This window comes from Rhodococcus sp. D-6 (genome assembly GCF_040256695.1).
GTDB lineage: Bacteria > Actinomycetota > Actinomycetes > Mycobacteriales > Mycobacteriaceae > Rhodococcus > Rhodococcus pyridinivorans.
The window spans coordinates 509,695-530,779 of the sequence record NZ_CP132970.1 but is presented as its reverse complement, the minus strand read 5'-3'; the positions used below and the strand labels follow the sequence as shown (position 1 = coordinate 530,779).

Here is a 21,085-nt window from a genome sequence, read left to right as displayed (position 1 = left end):
CGCCTACGAGCACCCCCCATGCCACTTCGGGGTCTATCCGCGCGGGTAGTCGTCGTCCGCCGGGACTTCGCGGGACTGCTCGTAGGTGTCTGCCGGGTCGGCTTCGAGGGGCACGTCCGAAGGCAGGTCGTCGGCAGGATCGTCGTAGACGGGAATGGCCTGCTCGAGCCGGTCGGCCTCGGAATCGTTGTCGGACTGGATCTCGATGCCGAGCGCATTCGACTCCGTCATTGCGATCTCCTCCTGATAGGGCCCGATCGTGAGATCGGATCGGGCGAGTCCGGCCGGGTTCTACGGATCCCAGCCTAGCGTGGAACCGGACACGGGGCCCGATGGAGCAGGAGGTGCGGGTGGAGGACGACGAGAGTTCGCCGGCGGGGTCGGCCGACAACACGGCAGCGACGAGCGTGGTGATGAGGGAACCGTCGTGGCGGCCGAGCCCGAAGGCGCGTGTGCTGTGGGCCGTGAGCGCAGCGCTGATGTGGTTGCCGCTGGTCGTCGCGCAGGTCGTGTGGGTGCTCGTCACGCCGGTGGGCGCCGGGTGGCACGTCGCCGCCGCGGCCGCGACCGTCGTCCTCGGTGGACTGCACGTCGCGGTGGTGCCGGTCTGGCGATACCGCGTCCATCGCTGGGAGATGGACGAGACCGCGGTCTACACGCGTTCGGGTTGGTGGACGCAGGAGCACCGCATCGCACCGATCTCCCGGATCCAGACCGTCGACACCGAGCGGGGACCGCTCGACCGGTGGCTCGGCCTGACCACCGTCACCGTCACCACCGCCTCGGCGGCGGGTGCGGTGGAGATCGTCGGGCTCGACAGCCGGGTCGCCGACGAGACCGTCGCTCGCCTGACCGCACTCGCGGCGAGCTCGGAGACGGACGCGACATGAACGACGCCCTCGTGGCCGGGACGGACGAGGAGGTGCCGTGGTCGCGTCTCGATCGCCGGATGCTGCTGATCCACCCGATCGAGGAGATCCTGCGCCTGCTGCCCGTCCTCGCAGGCTCGTTCGTCATCGGGTCCACCAGCGGCAATCCCGTGTGGGGCCTCGCGGCGACGGGCGTGCTCGTGCTGGTCGGTCTGCTGCGCTGGTTCACCACCACCTACCGCGTAGGACCAGAGCACGTCGAACTCCGCCGCGGCCTGCTGCAACGACGCGAGTTGTCGATCCCCCGCAGCCGCATCCGGTCGGTGGACGTCGAGCAACGCCTCCTGCATCGCGTGCTGGGCCTCGCGGTCGTGAAGATCGGCACGGGTCAGAGCGGGGGCGCCGATCGCAACCGGTTCGAACTCAACGGCCTTCCGATCGCAGCAGTCCCCGAGCTCCGTGCCGTTCTCCTGAGGGGTGGGCAGCAGGACGACGTGCCGGCCGAGACGACCTCGACCGCTGCCGTCACCGAGCGTCAGCTGGCGCGATTCGACCCGGCCTGGGTGCGCTACGCGCCGTTCTCCACGACGGGACTGCTCGCCGTCGCGGCCGTCGCCGGTGCCGCCTTCCAGTTCGGGCTCGGCCGGTCGATCGCCGAATCGCAGGTCGTCCGCCGCGCGGTGGAGACCGCGGAAGACCTCGGCCTGGTGGTCGCGCTCGTGATCCTCGTGCTGGTCGTCGTGCTCGTCGCCAGCCCGGCCGCGTGCGTGCGGTACCTGCTGCTCTACGGCGATCTGCGGGTGACCGACGACCAACGGGTCCTGCGCATCGCGCACGGCCTGCTCACGACCCGCCACACCACCCTCGACCGGGCGCGGCTGCGCGGGATCGCGCTGCACGAACCGCTGGCGCTGCGGCTCGTCGGCGCCGCACGGCTCGACGCCGTCATGACGGGCAGAACCGCGCAACAGGGCGGTTCGTCACTGGTCCTGCCGTCGGCGCCCGACGGGGAGGTCCGGCGGGTCGCGGCCGAGGTGCTCACCGGGGGGCTGCCGCTCGACGTTCCGCTGCGCAGTCACGGTCCCCGTGCCCGTCGTCGCCGCTACACGCGGACGCTGTGGCCGGTGGCCGTCGTGGTCGCCGCCGGGCTCGTCGCCCTGACCGTCACCGACCGGCACGTGCCGTTCGCCGTGATCGCCACGGTGGTCGTGGTGCTGGTCGCGGGGGCGTGCGCGCTGGCGCAGGACCGCTACCGGGGTCTCGGCCACGCCGTCGTCGACGGACATCTCGTCGCCCGCAGCGGTTCGATCGACCGGCAGCGCATCTGTCTCGATGCGGACGGTGTGATCGGCTGGACGGTGCGGCAGACCTTCTTCCAGCGCCGTGCCGGTCTCGCGACCGTCGTCGCGGCGACGCCGGCGGGTGCGGGACGCTACGAGGTGATCGACATCCCCGTGGACGAGGCGTGGGCGCTTGTCCAGGAGGTCACACCGGGTATGGGAGAAGCATGGATCGACCGATGAAGCCGACATCCGGCAAAGGCCCCCTGCACGGCACTCCCCCGGCGACGCTGGCCGAGCTCGACGACGCGCTCGTCGACTGCCACGCGTGTCCGCGGCTGGTCGCATGGCGTGAGCAGGTCGCGCGGGAGAAACGGGCGGCCTTCCGCGACGAGGAGTACTGGGGCCGGCCCGTCCCGGGCTTCGGCCCGGCCGATGCGTCCCTGCTGATCGTCGGGCTGGCGCCCGCCGCGCACGGCGGGAACCGCACAGGACGGATGTTCACGGGCGACCGGTCGGGCGACGTGCTGTACGCGGCCCTGTACGACGCGGGACTGGCGTCGCAACCGACCGCGACGCACATCGGCGACGGCCTCGAACTGTTCGGCACGCGCATCACGTCGCCGGTGCACTGCGCGCCCCCGGCCAATCGCCCCACGGTCGTCGAACGCGACACCTGCCGGCACTGGCTCGAACAGGAACTCGACCTGCTCTCCCCCACGCTGAGGTCGGTCGTCGTGCTCGGCGGGTTCGGGTGGCAGGCACTACTGCCGGTCCTGTCGGCGGCGGGGTGGACGATTCCGGTTCCCCGCCCCAAGTTCGGGCACGGCGCACATGTGCTGCTCGCTGCCACCGAGGCGCGGGAGCACCCGTTGCACCTGTTCGGTTGCTATCACGTAAGCCAGCAGAACACCTTCACCGGCCGGTTGACGAAGGAGATGGTGACCGAGGTGCTCAGGGACGCGGCGCGGGCTGCGTCCCTCCCACTGCCTGGGTGATCTCCCTGATGCGGGCCGAGAACAGGTAGCCGCCGGCGGGGGCGAGCGCGGCCACGGGCAGCAGCAGGGTCCGCCAGTCGCCGAGCGCTAGCTGGTCGCCGCCCGGACCGCCCACGAGGCAGACGAGGAAGACGACGGCCCAGGCCAGCAGCGGCAGGGTCGCGCTGCGCAGGGATCCGGTCTCGGCGCGGAGGGCCATCACCAGCAGCAGGTTGACGAGGCCGGCCAGCAGGATGGTGATCGGGAAGGGCACTCCGGCGATGTACACGCCGAGATAGAAGACCGACAACAGGGCGCACAGCGCACCGTCGAGCACGAGCAGCGCGACGAGCCCCCGGCGGGGTTGGACGTCCACCGGTGACGCGAGGGGTGCAGCGGTTGCTGGATCGACCGTCATGCTTCGATGGTGCGCTACCGGACTCGCCCGAGCGCAACCGGGGTCCGCGGAACCATCCGCGACCCACGCACGGGACGTCAGGGAACCGGCGGGTATCCGAGCATGGTGAGCAGCGCGCTCTGCTGGTCGGCGAAGGAGTACAGAGCGTGCCAGTAGTCGGCCCGGATCTCGTCGGCGTACGGCCTCAACGACTCCACGAACGCGACGATCTGGTTCTGGACGGACCAGTTGTACATCGACAACCCCCTGACGGTGTGCCTGCGTGGTACGCGAGGCCGGGTGACGCGAACCACCCACAGCCTCGTTGATGACTCGGGTCACACTAGCCGATGCCGGAGAAGAGGTCGTCCTCTCGTCCCGTGGAGTCGGTCAGGCCGAGCTGCCCGCGCACGAGCACGAAGTGCTCCTGGTCGAAGACGGGCTGGGCGACGAAGTTGGAGAGCACGAACTGCTCGCCGTCCTCCGCGACCAGCACCTGGGTCGTGTGCGCGGCCATCGCGGTCCGCTTCGCGTCGAGAACCGAGCGGACGTCGACGACGGTGGTGACCTCGTCGTCGGGCACGCTCGGCAGTTCGCCGGCCTCCGGTCGGCGCCAGCCGTCGGGCAGCGTGCCCATGGCGGCGATGCCGCGTTCGAGCGCGGACCGTTCGGCGACGGTCCAGTACACCTTCGCGGGGGTCCACGCCGCCCCGGCGGACGGATAGTCCTCGGTGCCGGCCGCTTCGACGGCCGCGGTCACCCGTTCGTGCACCGCGATGTGGTCGGGATGCCCGTAGCCACCGAACGGGTCGTAGGTGACGACCACGTGCGGACGCGTCTCGCGGATCACGGCGACGAGCGCCTCGATCGCCTCGTCGCGGTCGGCGTTGACCCAGGCGCGAGGATTGTCGGCGGACGGGGTGCCCGCCATCCCGGAGTCGCGCCAGTGCCCGGCACCGCCGAGAAAACGCGGTCGCTCGACGCCGAGCGCGTCGAGCGCCCGGGTGAGTTCGAGGATGCGGTATCCGCCGAGCTGATCGGCGCGGTCGGCGGTGAGCTGGGCCCACTCGTCGCCGATCACTTCGCCCTCCTCACCGAGCGTGCAGGTCACGACGGTGACCTCGGCGCCCTCGGCGACGTACCGGGCGATGGTGCCGCCGGTGGTGAGGGTTTCGTCGTCGGGATGGGCGTGGACGAGCAGAAGTCGTCGATCCGCAACGTCGGGGAGAGCTCCCGGAGCATCGGTCACGGTGTGGTCCTTCCCCACAGATGGGCGTCGCCGAGAATACCGGTGGCGACGGCGGCTGTCAGCGAGACGTTCTCGACGCCCGGACCGGCGGCGACAACGGCCCGGTCCTGCAGGATCGGCAGATTCACCGCGAGATCCCACAGCCTGGCCTGCGCGTCGGCGACGACCTTCGCCGGGTCGGTGGTGCCGTTCAGTGCAGCGAGCAGATCGGGTTCGAGACCGGGATCGCACGCACCCGAGAGGTTGCTCGGAGCCTCGAGCTGCGCTGCGAGCGCATCCTCACGTTCCTCGACGTCGTCCTCGTCGAGCGTGGTGGTCGCGGGGTCCGACGACTGTGCCGCCTCCGCCGTCCCGGGGGCGTCGGGCTGCGCCGGGAGGTCGGACTCGGGCACGGTCGGCAGGTCCTCCCCCGCCACGGTGGGTGCTGCGGCCACCGGGACGCATCCGAATCGGGACAGCGCGGCGGTGGCAGGGTCTCCACCGGCACGCATCCAGCCGACGACCGCGTGCACGGTGCCCTCGACGAGGGCTTCGCCGTACAGCTCGTCGGGGGGAAGTTCGTCGACCGATGCGTCGATCCCGGCGCCACGCCACAGGTCGACGGCGGTGCGTGCGACGGCGCGGGCGGTCTCGTCACCCTCCGGCACGCCCACGACCAGCGTCAACGGCACGCCGGCCCGGGCCAGGGTGCCCTCGGGCAGGGCCGGCCCGTCGGGGGTTCTCGGTCCGGGAGTCGCGCTCGTCGGCGCCGCCGTCTCGGATGCCGCCGTCTCGGATGCCGCCGTCTCGGATGCCGCCGTCTCGGATGCCCCCGTCTCCGGTGCAGCGGCCTCCGGCGCTTCGGGGCCGGGTGCGTCGGGGTCCGTCGGCACCGGGGGCACGGCAGGCGGGACGGGTAGATATCCGGCCTCGGCGAGACGTCCGAGGGCCTGCTCCCGGGACAGACGCGCCGGCATCGTGTCGGTGTATCCCGGATCGGACGGCGCGAGCACCTGGGCCCGCGCCCGCACGACCCCGGTGCTGTTGGCCGTGGCGACAAGTCCGAGCAGCTCGGGGTCGAGCAGGTCGAGCATGCCTCGCCGGACGACCGGGTCGGCGAGTTCGGCGGTGCGCGTGTTGAGGGTCAGATCGAGGGTGCGCGGCTGGAGCTGGACGCCGGTCCGCACACCCGGCACGGCGGCGAGCTGCGCCTCGAGAGCGACACCGCCCGCGCTCTGGACCACTTGGGCGTCGTCGCTGCGCACCGATTCGGTCACCTGGGCGTCGGTGCCGGCGCGGCGCATGATCAGTTCGTCGGGTCCGGCCGGGGTGCCCCAGAACCGGTCGTTGCGTTCGAGCAGCACCTCGGCGCGCCCCCGATCGACGTTGTCGACGTGGAATCGCGCGCCGGACACGGGAATCGTCTCGGACAGGCCGGTGGAAAAGCCACCCGGAGTGTCCTTGACCAGGTGGGCGGGCAAGAGATTCGTGAACAGTTCGCGCCAGGCCGGATACGGCTCGCGCAGGGTGACGGTGACAATCTTGCCTCCGCCCGACGATCGGATGTCGTCGATGAGGCGGTAGCCGGCAGGATCGACGACGCCGGGCTGGGTGATCATCTGCCGCCACAGATACCGGAAGTCCTCGGCAACGATCGGCGCTCCGTCCGACCACTGGGCCTCGTCGCGCAGGCGGTAGGTGATGGTGAACGGCGCCTCGTCGGTGACCTCCGCGGACAGCAGCAGCGAGTCGTCCGGAACCCACAGTGCTGCAGCGGGATTCTCCGGATCGGGCACGGCCCGGAAGGCACTCGGGAGCACGAGTTCGGCAACGGCGTTCGCGACGGGCGACTGGTCTGCGAGCAGGTGGGGGTTGAAGCCCGAACCGACCTCGTCGATCGCGACCACCACCGTGCTGCGCTTCGGAGCGGGAGCCGGGGTCGTGGTCGGCTCCGTCTGCTCGATGGGCGGCGGCGGGTCGGCGGTGCAACCGGTGAGGACCAGCGCAGCCACGGCCAGGCCGGCCGTCGCCCCGATCAGTCGGCGACGAGCGCGCGTACGCGACACTCGGGCTCCTTCCGTGAGGCAGGTGGTACGTGGGTGGCCCCGGCCAGCATGCGCTCGCCGGGGCCACCCCACACCTGGACTACTTGTTACGGGCCTTCTCCCGCGACCGCGCACGCGCACGGTCGGTCTGCGAGAGGTGCAGCTTGCGCACGCGCACGTCCTCCGGCGTGACCTCGACGCACTCGTCCGCAGCACAGAACTCGAGCGCTGCCTCGAGGGTCAGCTCGATCGGCTTGGCGAGGGTCTCCATCACGTCGGCGGTCGAAGAGCGCATGTTGGTGAGCTTCTTCTCGCGGGTGACGTTGATGTCGAGGTCCTCGGCGCGCGGGTTGATGCCCACGACGTGGCCCTCGTAGGTGTCGCTGCCCGGTTCGACGAAGAAGGTGCCGCGGTCGGCGAGCTGGATCATCGCGAACGGGGTGACCGAGCCTGCACGGTCGGAGACGAGCGAACCCGTGTGGCGGGCGCGGATCTCGCCGGCCCACGGCGCGTAACCGTGGAAGATGGCGTTGGAAATGCCGGTGCCGCGGGTCTCCGTGAGGAAGTCGGTACGGAAACCGATCAGACCGCGCGACGGGATGATGAACTCCATACGAACCCAGCCGGTGCCCTGGTTGGTCATCTGGACCATCTTGCCCTTGCGGTTCGCGAGCAGCTGGGTGATGGCGCCGAGGTGCTCCTCGGGGCTGTCGATGGTCAGCTCCTCGTAGGGCTCGTGGAGCTTGCCGTCGATGGTGCGGGTGACCACCTGCGGCTTGCCGACGGTCAGCTCGAAGCCTTCACGGCGCATCTGCTCGACGAGGATGGCGAGGGCGAGTTCGCCTCGGCCCTGCACCTCCCACGCGTCGGGGCGTCCGATGTCGAGGACGCGCAGCGAGACGTTGCCGACGAGCTCGGAGTCGAGCCGCGTCTTCACCATGCGAGCGGTGAGCTTGTGGCCCTTGACCCGGCCGACGAGCGGCGAGGTGTTGGTGCCGATGACCATCGAGATGGCCGGCTCGTCGACGGTGATGCGCGGCAGCGCCACCGGGTTCTCCGGATCGGCGAGCGTGTCGCCGATCATGATCTCCGGGATGCCGGCCACGGCGACGATATCGCCGGCGACCGCGACCTCGCCCGGCTGCCGCTCGACACCGACGGTCTTGAGCAGCTCGGTGATCTTGACGTTCTTGACGCCGTCGGCGTGCATCCACGCGACGGTCTGGCCCTTGCGCAGCTCACCCTGGTGGATGCGCAGCAGCGCGAGACGACCGAGGAACTCGGAGGCGTCGAGGTTGGTGACGTGGGCCTGCAGCGGCGCCGACGGATCACCCTTGGGTGCGGGGATGCACTCCATGAGGACCTCGAAGAGCTCGTCGAGGTTCTCGGCGTCGGGGACCTGGCCGTTCTCGGGCTGCTTCTTCGAGGCCTTGCCCTCACGACCGGAGGCGTAGAGGACGGGCAGCTCGAGGGCGAGCTCGGCGGCTTCGGCGGCCTCGTCGTCGAGGTCGGACGCGAGGTCGAGCAGCAGGGTCTGGCTCTCCTCGACGACCTCGGCGATGCGGGCGTCCGGGCGGTCGGTCTTGTTGACCACGAGGATCACCGGCAGCGACGCGGCGAGCGCCTTGCGGAGCACGAAGCGGGTCTGCGGCAGCGGGCCCTCGGAGGAGTCGACCAGCAGGACGACGCCGTCGACCATGGACAGGCCGCGCTCGACCTCACCGCCGAAGTCGGCGTGGCCGGGGGTGTCGATGACGTTGATGACAGTGACGGTGCCGTCCGGGTGGTGACGGTGCACCGCGGTGTTCTTCGCGAGAATGGTGATGCCCTTCTCGCGCTCGAGGTCGCCCGAGTCCATGACCCGGTCGACGAGTTCCGCACGTTCGGCGAACGCGCCCGACTGGCGCAACATGGCGTCGACGAGAGTGGTCTTTCCATGGTCGACGTGCGCCACGATGGCGACGTTCCGAAAATCAGCGGTGCTCACGCGATAGCTCTCCTGGCTGTAGTCCGGCCACACGGCACTGGACCCGGTCGGCACCTCGCCCGTACGGCGTTCGTCTCGATGGCCGCGACGCGAGATTGCGAGCTACCTGCCCCGTCCGATTCTCGGCGTGCAGGCACTGCGGCCGTCAATACACTTTACAGGCCGTTCGTCGGTCGCCGCTTCTACCTCATCAGATACCCGCAGGTCGGCGACGATCGGGGTGACGCTCGACACTCCCCCAGGAGACGTAACCGCCGAATCCGGCACCACATGCACCCCTGGGTCCACGAGTAAGGGGATGCTAACCTTCGCCCGCCGGTGATTCGCCGCGCGCAGGACCGTGGAAGGCAGGCGGGACGTATGGGGAAGGTGAAGGCGAGCAAGGTCGCAGGCCTGAAGCCGAAGAAGAAGTGCTGCCGCAAGAAGACGCGGTGCCTCAAATGCCCCGTCGTCGTCATGCGCATGAAGAAGGTCGAGAACGACGGGCTCAGCAAGAAGGAACTGCGCAAGTATCTCGACAAGGCCCGCGCCGCCTGACCACCAGGCGTGCGCCGTATGACCTCAGCGCCGCAGATGTTCGCGTAGATCGGGAATCCACGCACGATCGGCCGGGACGAGATCGACCTCCCCGAGTTCGTCCGCGTCGACCCACCGCAACGCCGCGTGGTCCAGCGGCTCGGGATCACCCGAGACGAGTTCGACCCTGTAGGCACACAACTCGCGACCTCCGGCCAACGGCACCGCGACCCCCAGTCGCTCCGCACCGCGCACCTCGACACCGAGCTCTTCCCTCAGCTCCCGCACGAGCGCCGCCTCCACGCTCTCCCCCGGTTCCGCCTTGCCTCCGGGCAACTCCCACAGGCCCGCGAGGTCGACGGGCCGCGTGCGCTGGGCGAGCAGCACGCGTCCGTCCCGGATGACGGCGCCGGCCACGACGTGCCCGTCGGGCGCCGGTGTACTCGCGGACGATGTGCTTGCAGACATGACGTGCATCGTCCCAGAATGAGTCATGTCCCAGCTGCTGACGGACGGAGAGATCGACGCCGCGCTGGCCGAGTTGCCGCACTGGCACCGCGCGGGACAGTCGCTGGTCCGCACCATCGAGGCGCCCACCTTCCCCGACGCGATCGCACTCGTCGACCGGGTGGCCGTCGTCGCCGAGGAGGCGAATCACCATCCGGACATCGACATCAGGTGGCGGAAGGTGACCTTCGCGTTGAGCACGCATTCCGCCGGTGGCATCACGGAGTCGGATCCGGCTCTTGCGCGTCGGATCGACGAGGAGGCACGGCGCTCGGGTCTGTAGTCACCCGTTCGTCCTGCCCCTCACGTCCCCGGGCTGCGAGGATCACGACGACGTAGACGGCGAGGACACCGACCACGTTGACGGCGCCGAGCCAGGCGAGCGGAGCGGGACGTTCGACATCCCAGATCGAGTTCTGCGCCGTACTCAGTACCCACGGAACGCCGATCAGCGTGACCGCGGCCCAGCACGCGGCGACGATGCGGGCTCCGAGCGACCGCGCCAAGGGTCCGTAGAGAAGCCACAGCAGCAACGGGACCACCCACACCCAGTGGTGGACCCACGAGATGGGCGAGACGAGCAGACCGAACAGCTGCACGATCAGCAGCGTGCCGAGACGGTCGCGCGTTCCGTCGGGCAGCGGTTCCAGCGACCGCCACGCCGCGAACGCGAGGACCGCGCAGACCACGACGCCGACCAGCCACACCGGCCCGAGTCCGACGTCCTCACCCGCGATACGACCCAGCGCTCCGCGCAGCGACTGGTTCCACACCGACACGACCGGCCCGATCCGATCCGCGTCGCCGAAGAGGGACCCGAAATAGGTGGCGGCTTGGGAGCCGAGCACGAGCAGGCTCACCAGGACGGTCCCCAGGAAGACGACCGCGGAGAACACCGCCTCGCGCCAGCGTCGCTGCGCGAGGAAGTACAGGCCGGTGATGGCAGGCGTGAGCTTGATCCCGGCGAGCACGCCGACGAGCCCACCCGACAGCCACCACCGGGAACTGCGGGCCGCGAGCATCACGCCGAGGACGAGAAAGACGTTGATCTGGCCGTAGTCGAGGGTCGTGCGTACCGGCTCGGTCCATATGCCCGCAGCCGTCCACAGCATCGCGACACCGACCCACGACCGGCTCCGTGCCCGCGCGTCCACGACGAGTTCGAGCGAGATCCACACGACGGCGAACAGCGCCGCGACCGTCAGCAGCTGCCAGGCCACGCCCAGGATCCCGAACGGGATCAGGTGCAGGGGCAGGAAGACGAGCGCGGCGAAGGGCGGATAGGTGAACGGCAGGGGGAAGTCGGGGGTGTCCTCCGAATAGGTGAACCCGTAGAGGTCGCCCTGCAGCAGAGCGGCCGATCCGTCGACGTAGACGTGCAGGTCGACGAGGTTCATGCCGTTGGGAGTGATGAATCCCCAGGCGATCCGGACGACGACGGACAGCGCCAGTAACGCCGCGCACCACCACATCCGGTGCGAAGGAAACCCTCGTGGCACTGCGGTGCGGCCTCTCCCGTCGAACGTCCGTCCGGTGAACCGGACCCGGCGAAGGAGATTACCGTTCCGATAGGCATGCAAACGAACCGGAGTTCACTCCCGTAACGATTTCATCTACAGTCACAATCTTCTCAGGTCGAACGCGTTATGTTCGACAGGATCCGAGGGACGGAACACCCCGTGGTTAGAATCCCGAACCAGCGATAGGCGCGCCGTTCCGAAACGGCAGGCTTGTCCCGTGTGCGGGGGGTCCATAGAGTGTCTCCTCGAGCCGTCAGCATCCGGTCGTTCGTCCCGAACAACCGGATGCTTCAACGACAAGGATGGGGAACAGTGCTTCGTACTCGAGGAATGCGACGGGCGCTCACGCTGTGCGCACTCGCCGCCACCGCGGGATTGGCCGTGCCTACGCAGGCCGTCGCGCAACCGGCGCCACCCGTACTGCCGGACCTGGCAGGGCTCGTCGAACTGCCCCAGTTCGAGATTCCCGCTGATCTTTCCGTAGAGTCGTTGACCGACCTGCTCGCCGGGGTCCGGGCGAACCCCGAAGAGGCCGAGGCCCTGGCTTCCCTCGCGCCCGCGATCATCGGTGCGGCCGCGGGCCCCGCCGATGTCGCCGACGCGACCGACGGCAAGAACGACCTGCTGGCGCAGGCCAAGGAACTGCTCGCGAACTCCGAGCTCCCCGAATCGGTGAAGAGCACGCTCCAGCGCGTCATCACCTTCCTCGATGGCAGCGGCGGCGGCGGACCCGAGATCCCCGAGCCCGGCGCCGTGGTGATCTCGCAGTTCCTCTACCCGACTATCGGCAAGGGCTGCATCGGCGACAGCCAGGACTCCGTGGGCACCGCCCTCGCGGTCGCGGGCCCGTCGCACCTTCCCCCTCCCGGACCGGGCGCAGGCCAGACCGGCTTCGTCTTCACCGCGCTGGGCACCGCACCCGCCGCCGGCGAACAGCAACAGCCGCTCACCCTGAGCTGGGTCAACGTCTCCAACGGACGCACGGGCACGCAACCGCTCACCAACGACGCGAAGATCAACCCCGACGGCCCGACCACGCTGAGCGCGATCGCCGACACCGGTTCGGGTCAGGTCCTTGCCGTGATCTCCGGTGGAATCACCACGCAGGACGAGGGCGCCGATCCGCGTTCGTGCACCTTCCTGCCCACCGTGGGTCTCGTCGCCGTTCCCTGATTCACGTACTCACCGAAGGCCGCCGGGAGTTTCTCCCGGCGGCCTTCGTGTCTTCCCCCGTCGACGCCGGGCGTGATAGACCGGAGCATGACCTTCACCGCGTCGCGCATCCCGTCGAAGCAGCGTCGTCTGCGGCACCCTGCCGGCGCCGCGTCCGTGAATTCCCGCCGCTCACTCCTCTCTCACCGCTCGATCCTGTCGATCGCCTCGGAACGGTCGATCCTGTCGATCGGTTCCTCGTACTCGATCCTGTCGATCGGTAGCTGCGGGTCGGTTCTGTCCATCGGCTCCGTCGGGTCGTTCGGTTCGGCGTTGTCCTCACTGTCGTTCGCGAGTCTCGGCTCGGCACTGTCCGGCCTGTCGCGCTGGTCGCTGCTGGCGTGGCGCGGCGATCATTCCGCGCCCGACGAGCATCCGCCGCTCTCGATCACCGTCGACGAATCCGAGCCCGACAAGCACTGTCAGTCCTGACACCGGACGCCGGTCGAACGGCCACGCAGGACCGGACGGCGGGAGGGTACTAGGGATCGACGGCCCTGCCGTGTTAGACACGATGGCAGCGTCGTTCGTATTGCGCACAAATTGTCGTTGTAGGCCGCGTCACCCCGGCCCCGACCGAGGAGCCGCATGGCCGTAGAGACACCGCTCTCCACCCGGGAGATTCCTGCCCCGCGCGGCATCGTGCCGGTCCTCGCGACCGTCGGGATCAGCGTCGCGCTCATGCAGACCCTCATCGTCCCGATCCTGCCGCGGCTGCCGGTGCTCGTCGGCGCGTCACCCGAGAACACGTCCTGGGCTGTGACGGTGACTCTGCTCGCCGGCGCGGTGGTCACCCCCATCAGCGGTCGCCTCGGCGACATGTTCGGCAAACGCCGGATGCTGCTGACCTCGCTCTCGCTCATGGTGCTCGGTTCGGCGGTCTGCGCGCTCGCGACGAGCCTCGTCCCGCTCGTGGTCGGCCGGGCTCTCCAGGGCGCCGCGATGGGCGCGATCCCGCTCGGTATCGCGATCCTGCGCGACGAGCTGCCTTCCCGGCGACTCCCGGGCGCCATGGCCACCATCAGCGCCACGATGGGTGTCGGCGGCGCGATCGGCCTTCCCTCCGCGGCCTTCGTCGCCCAGGCGACCGACTGGCACATGCTGTTCGTCGCGTCGCTGGTCCTCGGGCTCATCGGGATCGCCGCGATCCTGTTCGTCGTGCCCGAGTCGTCGCAACGCAATCCGGGACGCTTCGACGTCGCCGGGGCACTGTTGCTCTCCGTCGCCCTCGTGTTGTTGCTGCTGCCGGTCACCAAGGGCAACGACTGGGGTTGGACCGCCCCGGCCACCTTCGGGATGCTCGCCGGGGCAGTCGTGGTGTTCGTCGGTTGGGGCCTGTACGAGCTGCGGGTACCGCGACCTCTCGTGGACCTTCGATTGTCGGCCCGCCGACCGATCCTCATGACGAATCTCGCGTCGGTCGCGATCGGCTTCTCGATGTACTCGAACATCCTGGCGTTCCCGCAGCTGCTGATGGCACCGACGGAGACCGGCTACGGCTTCGGGCAGACGATGGTCACCGCCGGTATCGCGCTCGCCCCCGCGGGGCTCGTCATGATGGCGCTGTCCCCCGTCTCGGCGCGCATCACGACGCGGTTCGGCGCGCGCGTGACCCTCGGTTGCGGCACGGTGCTCGTAGGCCTCGGATACCTGATGGCGTACGTGCTGTACCAGGAGGTCTGGCACATCGTCGGCGCGTCGATGCTCATCGGCGCCGGCATAGGCCTCGCCTACGCCGCGATGCCCGCACTCATCATGGGTGCCGTGCCGCTACGCGAGTCCGCCGCGGCCAACAGCCTCAACACCCTGATGCGGTCCATCGGCACGACGAGTGCCGCAGCGGTGGTGGGCGTGATGCTGGCGGCGATGACCCAGCGCATCGGCGACTCCGTGGTGCCCGCACTCGAAGGGTTCCGCGCCACCTTCCTGGTGGCGATGGGGGCGGCGGTGGTGGGACTGGTCTTCACGATCCTCATCCCGCCGCCGGGCCGCTCCGTGCGACCCGTCGACGACACCCGACCGGATCGCTAACTGCCCGGCAGTCCTGGGTCGGAACTCGGTGCGCTGCCGGCGAGCGACCACTGGCCGTAGTCGGGCGTGAGCACGTGGTTGATGTCGACGCCGATGCCGTCGATCCGGACCTCGCCCGGAATCTGGTGCAGGTTCGCCCGCGGATGCACGTAGCCCTTGGGCGTGCCCCAGTCGTGCTGCCAGTAGAAGGACCCGAGGGAGACCGCCGACGCCCAGTCGATCGTCGGCGAGTTGGCGTACACACCGAGATTTCCGGCGCCGACCACTTCCTGCCAGCCCAGCAGATACGGCACGACCTGGAGCGTGAACTGCTCGAAGGTCGGGTTGTCGTCGATCGAGGCGTAGATCGGCCGGTTCTCCGGGCCACCGGCCGCGTAGTGGAGGTCGAGGCCGCGCCGGGCGTGCTTCAGCCCCGCCTCGTAACCACCGAGCCAGTCGGCGGTCGCGGCCTTGCCGTACTGGTAGCACGAGACCACTTCGAGTCCGCTGTCGAGCAGCGCATCCGCTTCCCGTCCGGTGAGCGGCTTGGCGCGCATCCAGGCGGCATCGGGTCGCGCATCGGACACGTACCGGATGGCGCCGATATGGCCGGCGGCGCGGATCGACGACGGCGACGGTACGGCGGCCGAGTAGTCGATGATGGTCCCGAGCACCGGGCGTCCCTGAGCCAGACCCGGTGCGCCGAGCGCAGAGATCAACGCGACGCCCGATCCGAGCGTCGCGTACCGCAACATGTCCCGCCGCGAAAGGCTCATCGCAACCTGTCCTTCGTATTGCCGTCTGTACGTCCGCCGTATTGCATCACAATCACAGGCGTCCCACCGGCCACACCGAGAATTCGACAGGTCGCGGCAGGCGATATCCGCAACGGCGCTACGAGGTCAGCGGCCGGACAGTTCGGCGAAGAAGGCCGGCACCAGGGAAACGTCCTCGACCGTCCGCACCGTGGAACGGACACCGAGACCGTGCTCCTTGAGCAGATCGCACAACCCGTCGCCGTCGACGAGATCGATCGGCGGGGCGCCGTGCCGGTGGGCTTCGGCGCGCGCGTCCTCGGTGAACGATCCGGTGGCGACGAGCAGACCCTTCTCGCCCCGCCCGACCATCGCGGCGCGGAACTCGCGGACCACGTCGGCACCCGCCTTCTCCGGTGCCCGCAGGAAACGGAAGAACACCGAGAAGCTCAGCAGCGATACGCGCAGGACACCGGTGCCCTCGACGTGACCGGCGCCCTCGGGAGCGTGGGATCCGCCCGGGGCCGGAATCGTCAGGGTGGTGAATCCGGCCGCGCGCAGTACCGCGGTGGCGAGCCGTTCGAAACCGTCCTCCGACAGGTCGGCGACGGCACCGAGGACGGGTTCGCGCCACAGTTCGGGATCCTCGGGGGCGGCTGCGAGCGGCACGACCTGGGCACCCTGCGAGACGTTCCGCACCATGCGCTTGCGACGCTTCTCGGCCGTGTACGCGACCTGCATGGGCTTGATCTCCGACTCGCGCACGGCGCGGCCACGGTCGGTCACGCTCCACACACCGCGGCGGGTATTCGACAGCAGACCCATGCCCTTGAGGTAAGTCCGGGCCCAGGCCAGCCGGTATTCGATCTCCGTTCCGGGGCCGTCACCGTGGAGTACCGCCTGTGCGGCCTCGGACAGTCCCGTCCGGGAGATCACGGCGGAATCGATCTCCTCGATGACACCGGATCCGCCGAGTTCGATCACCGCCTGCACGGTCGGCCAGAGAAGATCCGTGTACGGCGGCAACGTGGCCTCGTCACCTCCGGTGTTCCGGACGGAGTTTCCGATCGCGTTCCGGCGCTGCACACCTTCCCCTAACGTCGCGGCCGTGCGGCCGCACTATCAGTCCTGCACGTAGGCAACAACCCTATCCGATGCACGGTCCCCGTCCGTGGGTGTGGGATCGGGCGCGCCGAATCACGAACCGATCGCCCTTCCCGGTCCTACGATTGCCCCACAGAAGAATCGCCTCCACCGAAGCGAGTCGTCATGCAACGTCCGGCGCCTGTCGACCTGGCACACCATCCGCATCTCAGTGGCCTGTTCGCGCCTCAACGCGAGGAAGTGGACGTCCGCGAGCTGGAGGTCCACGGGGAACTGCCCGCAGATCTGCACGGAAGCTATCTCCGCAACGGACCCAATCCGCGCTTCGACCCGATCGGTCACTACGTCTACCCGATCGACGGCGACGGCATGGTCCACCGCGTGCAGATCGCCGGGGGCACCGCGCGCTACACGAACAGGTTCGTGCGGACCCCGCAGGTCGTCGCGGAGGAGAAGGCCGGTCGCGCGCTGTGGGCCGGCATCACCGATCCGTACTTCCCTCCCGAGGAGGAGGTCGGGCCCGACCTGGCGAACACCATGCGCGAGCTGCCGGACATCAACATCGTCCGGCACGGCGGGCGGCTCATGGCGATGGCCGAAGCGGCGCCACCGTACACCTTGGGTTCCGACCTCGAGACGCTCGGACGCGAGACCTTCGACGGAACCCTGCCGGTCGGGCTGACGGCGCACCCGAAGATCGATCCGCACACCGGCGAGATGGTCGCCTTCTGCTACATGCTCGACCCGCCGTATCTGACCTGGTCGGTGGTCGCACCGGACGGGACGGTGACGCGCGCGCCCACCCCGATCGACGGCATGGACCGGCCGTTGATGATCCACGACATGGCACTGACGCCGACCTATGTCGTCCTGGTCCTGGCCCCGCTCGTGTTCGATCTCTCGCAGATCTTCTCCGGCGGGTCGCCGCTCGACTGGAAGCCGGATCTCGGAACGCGTGTCGCGCTCGTCCCCCGCGACGGCGGCGCGGTGCGGTGGTTCTCGACCGACACGTTCTGGATGTGGCACACCGCCAACGCCTTCGACCTGCCCGACGGCGACGTCGCGCTCGACTACGTCGAATGGTGTTATCCCGGCGGATTGACTCGGCAGAGCGAACCGAACCGGTCCACCCTGAGCCGTGCGGTGATCGGACGGAACGGGATCACGCGGACCGTCCTGTGCGAGCGCGACATGGAGTTCCCGCGCATAGACGACCGGTCCACAACCCTCGGTCACCGCGTGGTAGCGACGATCGGCAAGAGCGGATCCTCGAATCTACCTCCTGGATCGGCCGATTCGTTGTGCTGGTTCGACGTACAGGCGGGTACGGAGTCGGTGTGGACGCACGACAGTCTCGCTCCCGGCGAGCCGATCCTGATGCCGGGAGACGCGGCGGACCACTGGGGCACCATCGCCACCGACCGCGCGGACATGTCGAGCTGGTTCCTGATCTTCCCCGCATCCGACCCGGCATCGGGCCCGATCGCGCGGGTCCGTCTGCCGATCCGTGTCCCGGCCGGCCTGCACGGAGCCTGGCTCCCGCCGGACTGAGCGTCGCTCCGGCTAGTTTGGATGGATGGGTTTCACACGAGCCGAACTCGAGTCCTTCCGCGATGCGGTGATCCCCGATCTCGTCGCGCCCGGTTGCCGCCTGTTGTTCGTCGGCATCAATCCGGGATTGTGGACCGCGGCGACGGGAGCCCACTTCGCGCGGCCCGGAAATCGCTTCTACCCCGCCCTGTTCCGTGCCGGCATCGTCGACCGGCCGATCGACGCGTCGTCCGGTATGAGCGACGCCGTCCGCGATCACCTGCTCGAGCGGGGTGTCGGCATCACGAACCTGGCGCCGCGTGCGACGGCCCGCGCCGACGAGCTCACCGACGAGGAACTGCGTGAGGGCGGACGCCATCTGGCGCACGTGGTGGCAGAGTTCCGCCCTCGCGCCGTGGCGGTCGCGGGCATCACCGCCTACCGCGCGGCCTTCGGCCGGCGCAAGGCGAAGGCCGGGCGGCAGGACGACACGATCGGCGACGTCCCGTTGTGGGTGGTGCCCAATCCGAGCGGGTTGAACGCCCACGAGACGGTGGAGTCACTGGCGCGGGCCTACGCCGAACCGGCCCGGGCGGCCGGCATCCTGTCCTGAACTACCGCTGAGCGCCGAACACCTTGTCGAGGAAGTGGGTGGCGCGGTAGCCGGGCGGTGTGCCCTGCACGACGACCGCCCATCCCTCGGAGTTCTCGGTGCGGAGCGGGAGGATCGCCTGGTACTCCGGGGATTCGTACCAGGACCGGGCACGGTCGACGTCGGGGAATTCGATGATCACGAGGTTCCCCTCGAAGGGTCCTTCCATCCCTTCGGGGTCGACGCCGTGGACGAGGAAGCGTCCGTCGTACGGGGCGAGGGTGTCGTCGATGGTCTCGATGTACCGGACGATGTCGTCGTTGAGGTCGACGTTGCGGAGATGAGCCACTGCGTATGCGTTCATGGGGACCACCCTGCGCCGCGTCGTGCACGGAATCGATTACCCCGGAAGTAAGCGCCCTGGCGAAACGCGGCCCGGCCCGGAGGCCCCCTTGATGGCGGGACCTGCGCGAACGCTCGACAGGAGATGACGCGGGCCGACCCGGCTCGAGCGCAGAGTGTGTCCAATCCGTGTCCACGGGGGCCGCTGTACGGAGCCAGCTCCGAACTGTACGGAGCCCGAGGTCCGTACACGGCTCCGAACACGACGAGGCCCCCACCTACTCCACCAACTCCACGAAAGGAGATCTCCCGGGCGAGGGACCAGTCCGCCCAGGTGAGGGGCCGTAGGGCATCGTCTGACCCCTCAATTCATCAAACCACCCAGGGCTCGCCCTCGGGAGGCAGACCCGGGGCCAAGGAGGCCAGCAGTCGCTCGGCCTGCTCGGGGTTCGGCTGCAGCGCTTCGAGCCAGTGGCCGCGACGGGCCGGGTGGACCCGGCCGTCCTTAATCGCCGCCGCGACGATCCGCTCGTGTCCAGCTCGGTTCGTCATGTCAGACCCCCGCCAAGCCCGTGAGCTTCTTGACACTGAGGGGACCGTTCACGGCGAAGGCCATGGAAACGAACGACTGCACCCAGTGCACCTGGTCGCGGTCGTCGAACCAAGTCTTGGTCTGCAGCGGCTCCTCGACGGCCGAGATGCCGACCGCTCCGGCCTGCACCACGTACGCGGTACCGGACGGGACCAGGTTCGAGGTCACCAGTTCGAGTCCGAACGACCCGAGCAGCTGCGACAGCCCGGACCCGTAGGCGGTGCGCAGGTGTGCGGCCTGGACGGGGTTCGTGATGATCGTGTCCAGGGTGACACCCATGTCGTCGCGGTCGGCGGCCAGCTGCGCGTTCGCGAAGTCGGCCTCGGGGCGCTCGTGGCTCGGGGTCAGCTCAGTCTCCGGACCGAGGGTCACCAGGGCCGACCAGTCGTTGCCCGGGACCACCGCGTCGGGGTTGTCCGCGATGGCGGCCTCGACTGCGGCGATGGCGGTTTCGTCGATGGCCCGCGCAATCCGGTTGGCCAGCTGCGTGGTGCGGGTGTTTATCGCGTCGACCGCGTCGCGCCGGACTTCCTCCCGGCTCAGACTGAATTTCCCCCCTTGATCGATGGTCGGCGCGAGCGCGAACTTCGGCTCCGGATTCGATACCACCGGGTACTCGCTGTAGGGCGCGCGATGCGAGATCGGACCCGACAGCAGGTCTTCGGCCGTCACGACCTGGTAGAGCAGAGCTCCACCTTCGAGGCGCTTCGACGGGTTCGCGAAGAACCGGGGCGCGACCAGCTTCGGCGCGACCAGCTCACTGATCCGGCGATTTACGCGTAGGGGCTGCTGGATTGCCTGTTCGACCGTCAGACGCTGGCCCGAAAGCGTGGGCTGCAGAAAGCTCATTTCATCCATCCTTCGTACTTCGTTGTTGCTCGTACTGCCGCAGAGACTCGATCTCGACGGCCCACCTCCCGCCGACCTTCGAGGCGTCGAGATGTCCTGCCCGGATCAACCAGCGGACGTTCTGCGGGCTGCACTCCAAAGAGGCTGCGGCGGTCGGGACGTCCACGAAATCGACCAGGCTCTGCGACGAGCAAATCAGCCAGTCGAGGTCCGTGGTTTGCGCGTTTGTGGCGACATCAGTAGGGGCGCAAACGGACCGGAGCTCGAGGATCCGGCGACCCACCGCGAACCCGTGCCTGCGACCCAGTGCGCGTAGTTGGTCGACCAGGGCCACGACGAGGGCGGCGTCCTCGTCAGTGAGGACGACCCCGGACACTCGGCCGGACCGGGGTTCAGACATCAGCGGTTCAGGCATCGTCGCCCTCCTGCTGGTCAAGGGGCGCTCCGGGTTCGTCGGGTTCGGGTTCGTCGGTGCCGAGGTCCGCGAGCTCGGCCAGCAACGCGGGGTGCGGGTCCGCGTCGATCCAGCCATCGTCAGCGGGGCCGCCGTCGACAGGTCGGCCGTTGAGGTATTCGCGGCTCACTCGGGCCGAGGGGCCATGGACCAACTGGGCCTGGAGGGTCTGGACGGGGTCGAGGTGCTCGAGGTCGGCCAACAAGGCGTCAAAATCGTTGAAGTCGTACATTCGTCGTGTTCCTTTGGGGTCGTTCTGGTGTCTCCGTTGGCTTCCTTCGGCCTAGTAGGACTTTGTTAGGTTGGGAAGGTGTGGTGG

At 69.1% G+C, this 21,085-nt stretch carries 25 protein-coding genes; 10 read left to right on the top strand and 15 right to left on the bottom strand.

The window, feature by feature from the left end:
- Positions 1 to 33 precede the first annotated feature (33 nt).
- A complete protein-coding gene (locus RBB84_RS02660) occupies positions 34 to 231 on the bottom strand; it encodes a hypothetical protein (RefSeq protein ID WP_006550575.1) in 198 nt (65 codons plus the stop codon).
- Positions 232 to 332: 101 nt separating this feature from the next.
- Between RBB84_RS02660 and RBB84_RS02655 the strand changes: the two genes are divergently transcribed.
- The 3 genes from RBB84_RS02655 to RBB84_RS02645 are packed head-to-tail and all read left to right on the top strand — an operon-like array spanning position 333 to position 3,147.
- Complete coding sequence (locus RBB84_RS02655) at positions 333 to 890, top strand: PH domain-containing protein (protein ID WP_006550576.1); 558 nt, start codon at positions 333 to 335, stop codon at positions 888 to 890.
- The gene (locus RBB84_RS02650) at positions 887 to 2,392 is read left to right on the top strand and encodes a PH domain-containing protein (RefSeq protein WP_064255856.1); all 1,506 of its coding nucleotides are present in this window, start codon (positions 887 to 889) and stop codon (positions 2,390 to 2,392) included. The genes RBB84_RS02655 and RBB84_RS02650 overlap by 4 nt, the downstream gene beginning before the upstream one ends.
- On the top strand, positions 2,389 to 3,147 hold the full coding sequence (locus RBB84_RS02645; RefSeq protein ID WP_019288045.1) for a uracil-DNA glycosylase: 759 nt from the start codon (positions 2,389 to 2,391) through the stop codon (positions 3,145 to 3,147). The genes RBB84_RS02650 and RBB84_RS02645 overlap by 4 nt, the downstream gene beginning before the upstream one ends.
- On the opposite strand, the gene RBB84_RS02640 is transcribed toward RBB84_RS02645, so the two are convergent.
- From RBB84_RS02640 to typA, 5 genes are all read right to left on the bottom strand, one after another.
- Positions 3,104 to 3,544, bottom strand: a complete 441-nt coding sequence (locus RBB84_RS02640; RefSeq protein WP_006550579.1) for a hypothetical protein — start codon at positions 3,542 to 3,544, stop codon at positions 3,104 to 3,106. The two genes, RBB84_RS02645 and RBB84_RS02640, sit on opposite strands and share 44 nt — an antisense overlap.
- Positions 3,545 to 3,621: 77 nt before the next feature.
- Entirely contained in the window at positions 3,622 to 3,780 is a 159-nt protein-coding gene (locus tag RBB84_RS02635) for a hypothetical protein (protein WP_006550580.1), read from the bottom strand.
- Between the two features lie 86 nt (positions 3,781 to 3,866).
- On the bottom strand, positions 3,867 to 4,790 hold the full coding sequence (gene mshB, locus RBB84_RS02630; protein WP_064255857.1) for an N-acetyl-1-D-myo-inositol-2-amino-2-deoxy-alpha-D-glucopyranoside deacetylase: 924 nt from the start codon (positions 4,788 to 4,790) through the stop codon (positions 3,867 to 3,869).
- Positions 4,769 to 6,817, bottom strand: coding sequence for an ABC transporter family substrate-binding protein (locus RBB84_RS02625; protein WP_197481807.1), 2,049 nt, complete (start codon positions 6,815 to 6,817; stop codon positions 4,769 to 4,771). The genes mshB and RBB84_RS02625 overlap by 22 nt, the downstream gene beginning before the upstream one ends.
- Positions 6,818 to 6,896: 79 nt before the next feature.
- A complete protein-coding gene (typA, locus tag RBB84_RS02620; protein WP_006550583.1) occupies positions 6,897 to 8,783 on the bottom strand; it encodes a translational GTPase TypA in 1,887 nt (628 codons plus the stop codon).
- 360 nt (positions 8,784 to 9,143) lie between these two features.
- Between typA and RBB84_RS02615 the strand changes: the two genes are divergently transcribed.
- On the top strand, positions 9,144 to 9,320 hold the full coding sequence (locus RBB84_RS02615) for a hypothetical protein (RefSeq protein ID WP_006550584.1): 177 nt from the start codon (positions 9,144 to 9,146) through the stop codon (positions 9,318 to 9,320).
- 24 nt (positions 9,321 to 9,344) lie between these two features.
- Here the strand turns inward: RBB84_RS02615 and RBB84_RS02610 are convergent, their stop codons facing one another.
- A complete protein-coding gene (locus RBB84_RS02610; RefSeq protein ID WP_024103420.1) occupies positions 9,345 to 9,767 on the bottom strand; it encodes a (deoxy)nucleoside triphosphate pyrophosphohydrolase in 423 nt (140 codons plus the stop codon).
- Between the two features lie 25 nt (positions 9,768 to 9,792).
- Here RBB84_RS02610 and RBB84_RS02605 point away from each other — a divergent pair, with 25 nt between their 5' ends.
- Positions 9,793 to 10,089 carry a 4a-hydroxytetrahydrobiopterin dehydratase gene (locus RBB84_RS02605; protein WP_006550586.1) on the top strand — a complete coding sequence of 99 codons (297 nt, stop codon included), beginning with the start codon at positions 9,793 to 9,795 and terminating at the stop codon, positions 10,087 to 10,089.
- Here the strand turns inward: RBB84_RS02605 and RBB84_RS02600 are convergent.
- On the bottom strand, positions 10,025 to 11,278 hold the full coding sequence (locus RBB84_RS02600; RefSeq protein WP_064255859.1) for a mannosyltransferase: 1,254 nt from the start codon (positions 11,276 to 11,278) through the stop codon (positions 10,025 to 10,027). The two genes, RBB84_RS02605 and RBB84_RS02600, sit on opposite strands and share 65 nt — an antisense overlap.
- Positions 11,279 to 11,656: 378 nt before the next feature.
- On the opposite strand from RBB84_RS02600, the gene RBB84_RS02595 reads away from it, so the two are divergent.
- The 3 genes from RBB84_RS02595 to RBB84_RS02585 all read left to right on the top strand — a co-directional run bounded on the left by RBB84_RS02595 (position 11,657) and on the right by RBB84_RS02585 (position 14,569).
- Complete coding sequence (locus RBB84_RS02595) at positions 11,657 to 12,499, top strand: hypothetical protein (RefSeq protein WP_064255860.1); 843 nt, start codon at positions 11,657 to 11,659, stop codon at positions 12,497 to 12,499.
- 87 nt (positions 12,500 to 12,586) lie between these two features.
- The gene (locus RBB84_RS02590) at positions 12,587 to 12,970 is read left to right on the top strand and encodes a hypothetical protein (RefSeq protein WP_231911969.1); all 384 of its coding nucleotides are present in this window, start codon (positions 12,587 to 12,589) and stop codon (positions 12,968 to 12,970) included.
- Positions 12,971 to 13,126: 156 nt separating this feature from the next.
- A complete protein-coding gene (locus RBB84_RS02585; protein ID WP_064255861.1) occupies positions 13,127 to 14,569 on the top strand; it encodes an MFS transporter in 1,443 nt (480 codons plus the stop codon).
- Here the strand turns inward: RBB84_RS02585 and RBB84_RS02580 are convergent.
- On the bottom strand, positions 14,566 to 15,324 hold the full coding sequence (locus tag RBB84_RS02580; protein WP_024103415.1) for a DUF1906 domain-containing protein: 759 nt from the start codon (positions 15,322 to 15,324) through the stop codon (positions 14,566 to 14,568). The two genes, RBB84_RS02585 and RBB84_RS02580, sit on opposite strands and share 4 nt — an antisense overlap.
- A gap of 126 nt (positions 15,325 to 15,450) precedes the next feature.
- On the bottom strand, positions 15,451 to 16,389 hold the full coding sequence (locus tag RBB84_RS02575) for a winged helix-turn-helix domain-containing protein (RefSeq protein WP_006550592.1): 939 nt from the start codon (positions 16,387 to 16,389) through the stop codon (positions 15,451 to 15,453).
- Positions 16,390 to 16,572: 183 nt separating this feature from the next.
- On the opposite strand from RBB84_RS02575, the gene RBB84_RS02570 reads away from it, so the two are divergent.
- Positions 16,573 to 17,958 carry a carotenoid oxygenase family protein gene (locus RBB84_RS02570; protein WP_024103413.1) on the top strand — a complete coding sequence of 462 codons (1,386 nt, stop codon included), beginning with the start codon at positions 16,573 to 16,575 and terminating at the stop codon, positions 17,956 to 17,958.
- Between the two features lie 25 nt (positions 17,959 to 17,983).
- On the top strand, positions 17,984 to 18,550 hold the full coding sequence (mug, locus tag RBB84_RS02565; protein WP_064255862.1) for a G/U mismatch-specific DNA glycosylase: 567 nt from the start codon (positions 17,984 to 17,986) through the stop codon (positions 18,548 to 18,550).
- A 1-nt stretch (position 18,551) separates the two neighbouring features.
- On the opposite strand, the gene RBB84_RS02560 is transcribed toward mug, so the two are convergent.
- The 5 genes from RBB84_RS02560 to RBB84_RS02540 all read right to left on the bottom strand — a co-directional run bounded on the left by RBB84_RS02560 (position 18,552) and on the right by RBB84_RS02540 (position 20,998).
- A complete protein-coding gene (locus RBB84_RS02560) occupies positions 18,552 to 18,893 on the bottom strand; it encodes a DUF1330 domain-containing protein (RefSeq protein ID WP_006550595.1) in 342 nt (113 codons plus the stop codon).
- 350 nt (positions 18,894 to 19,243) lie between these two features.
- Entirely contained in the window at positions 19,244 to 19,423 is a 180-nt protein-coding gene (locus tag RBB84_RS02555; protein WP_064255863.1) for a hypothetical protein, read from the bottom strand.
- A gap of 1 nt (position 19,424) precedes the next feature.
- A complete protein-coding gene (locus RBB84_RS02550) occupies positions 19,425 to 20,312 on the bottom strand; it encodes a major capsid protein (RefSeq protein ID WP_064255864.1) in 888 nt (295 codons plus the stop codon).
- A gap of 1 nt (position 20,313) precedes the next feature.
- Positions 20,314 to 20,727 (bottom strand): helix-turn-helix domain-containing protein, encoded by a 414-nt coding sequence (locus RBB84_RS02545; RefSeq protein WP_156666062.1) that lies wholly within the window; start codon positions 20,725 to 20,727, stop codon positions 20,314 to 20,316.
- Positions 20,720 to 20,998 (bottom strand): hypothetical protein, encoded by a 279-nt coding sequence (locus RBB84_RS02540; RefSeq protein ID WP_064255866.1) that lies wholly within the window; start codon positions 20,996 to 20,998, stop codon positions 20,720 to 20,722. Before RBB84_RS02540 ends, RBB84_RS02545 begins: the two co-directional genes overlap by 8 nt.
- Between the last annotated feature and the right edge of the window lie 87 nt (positions 20,999 to 21,085).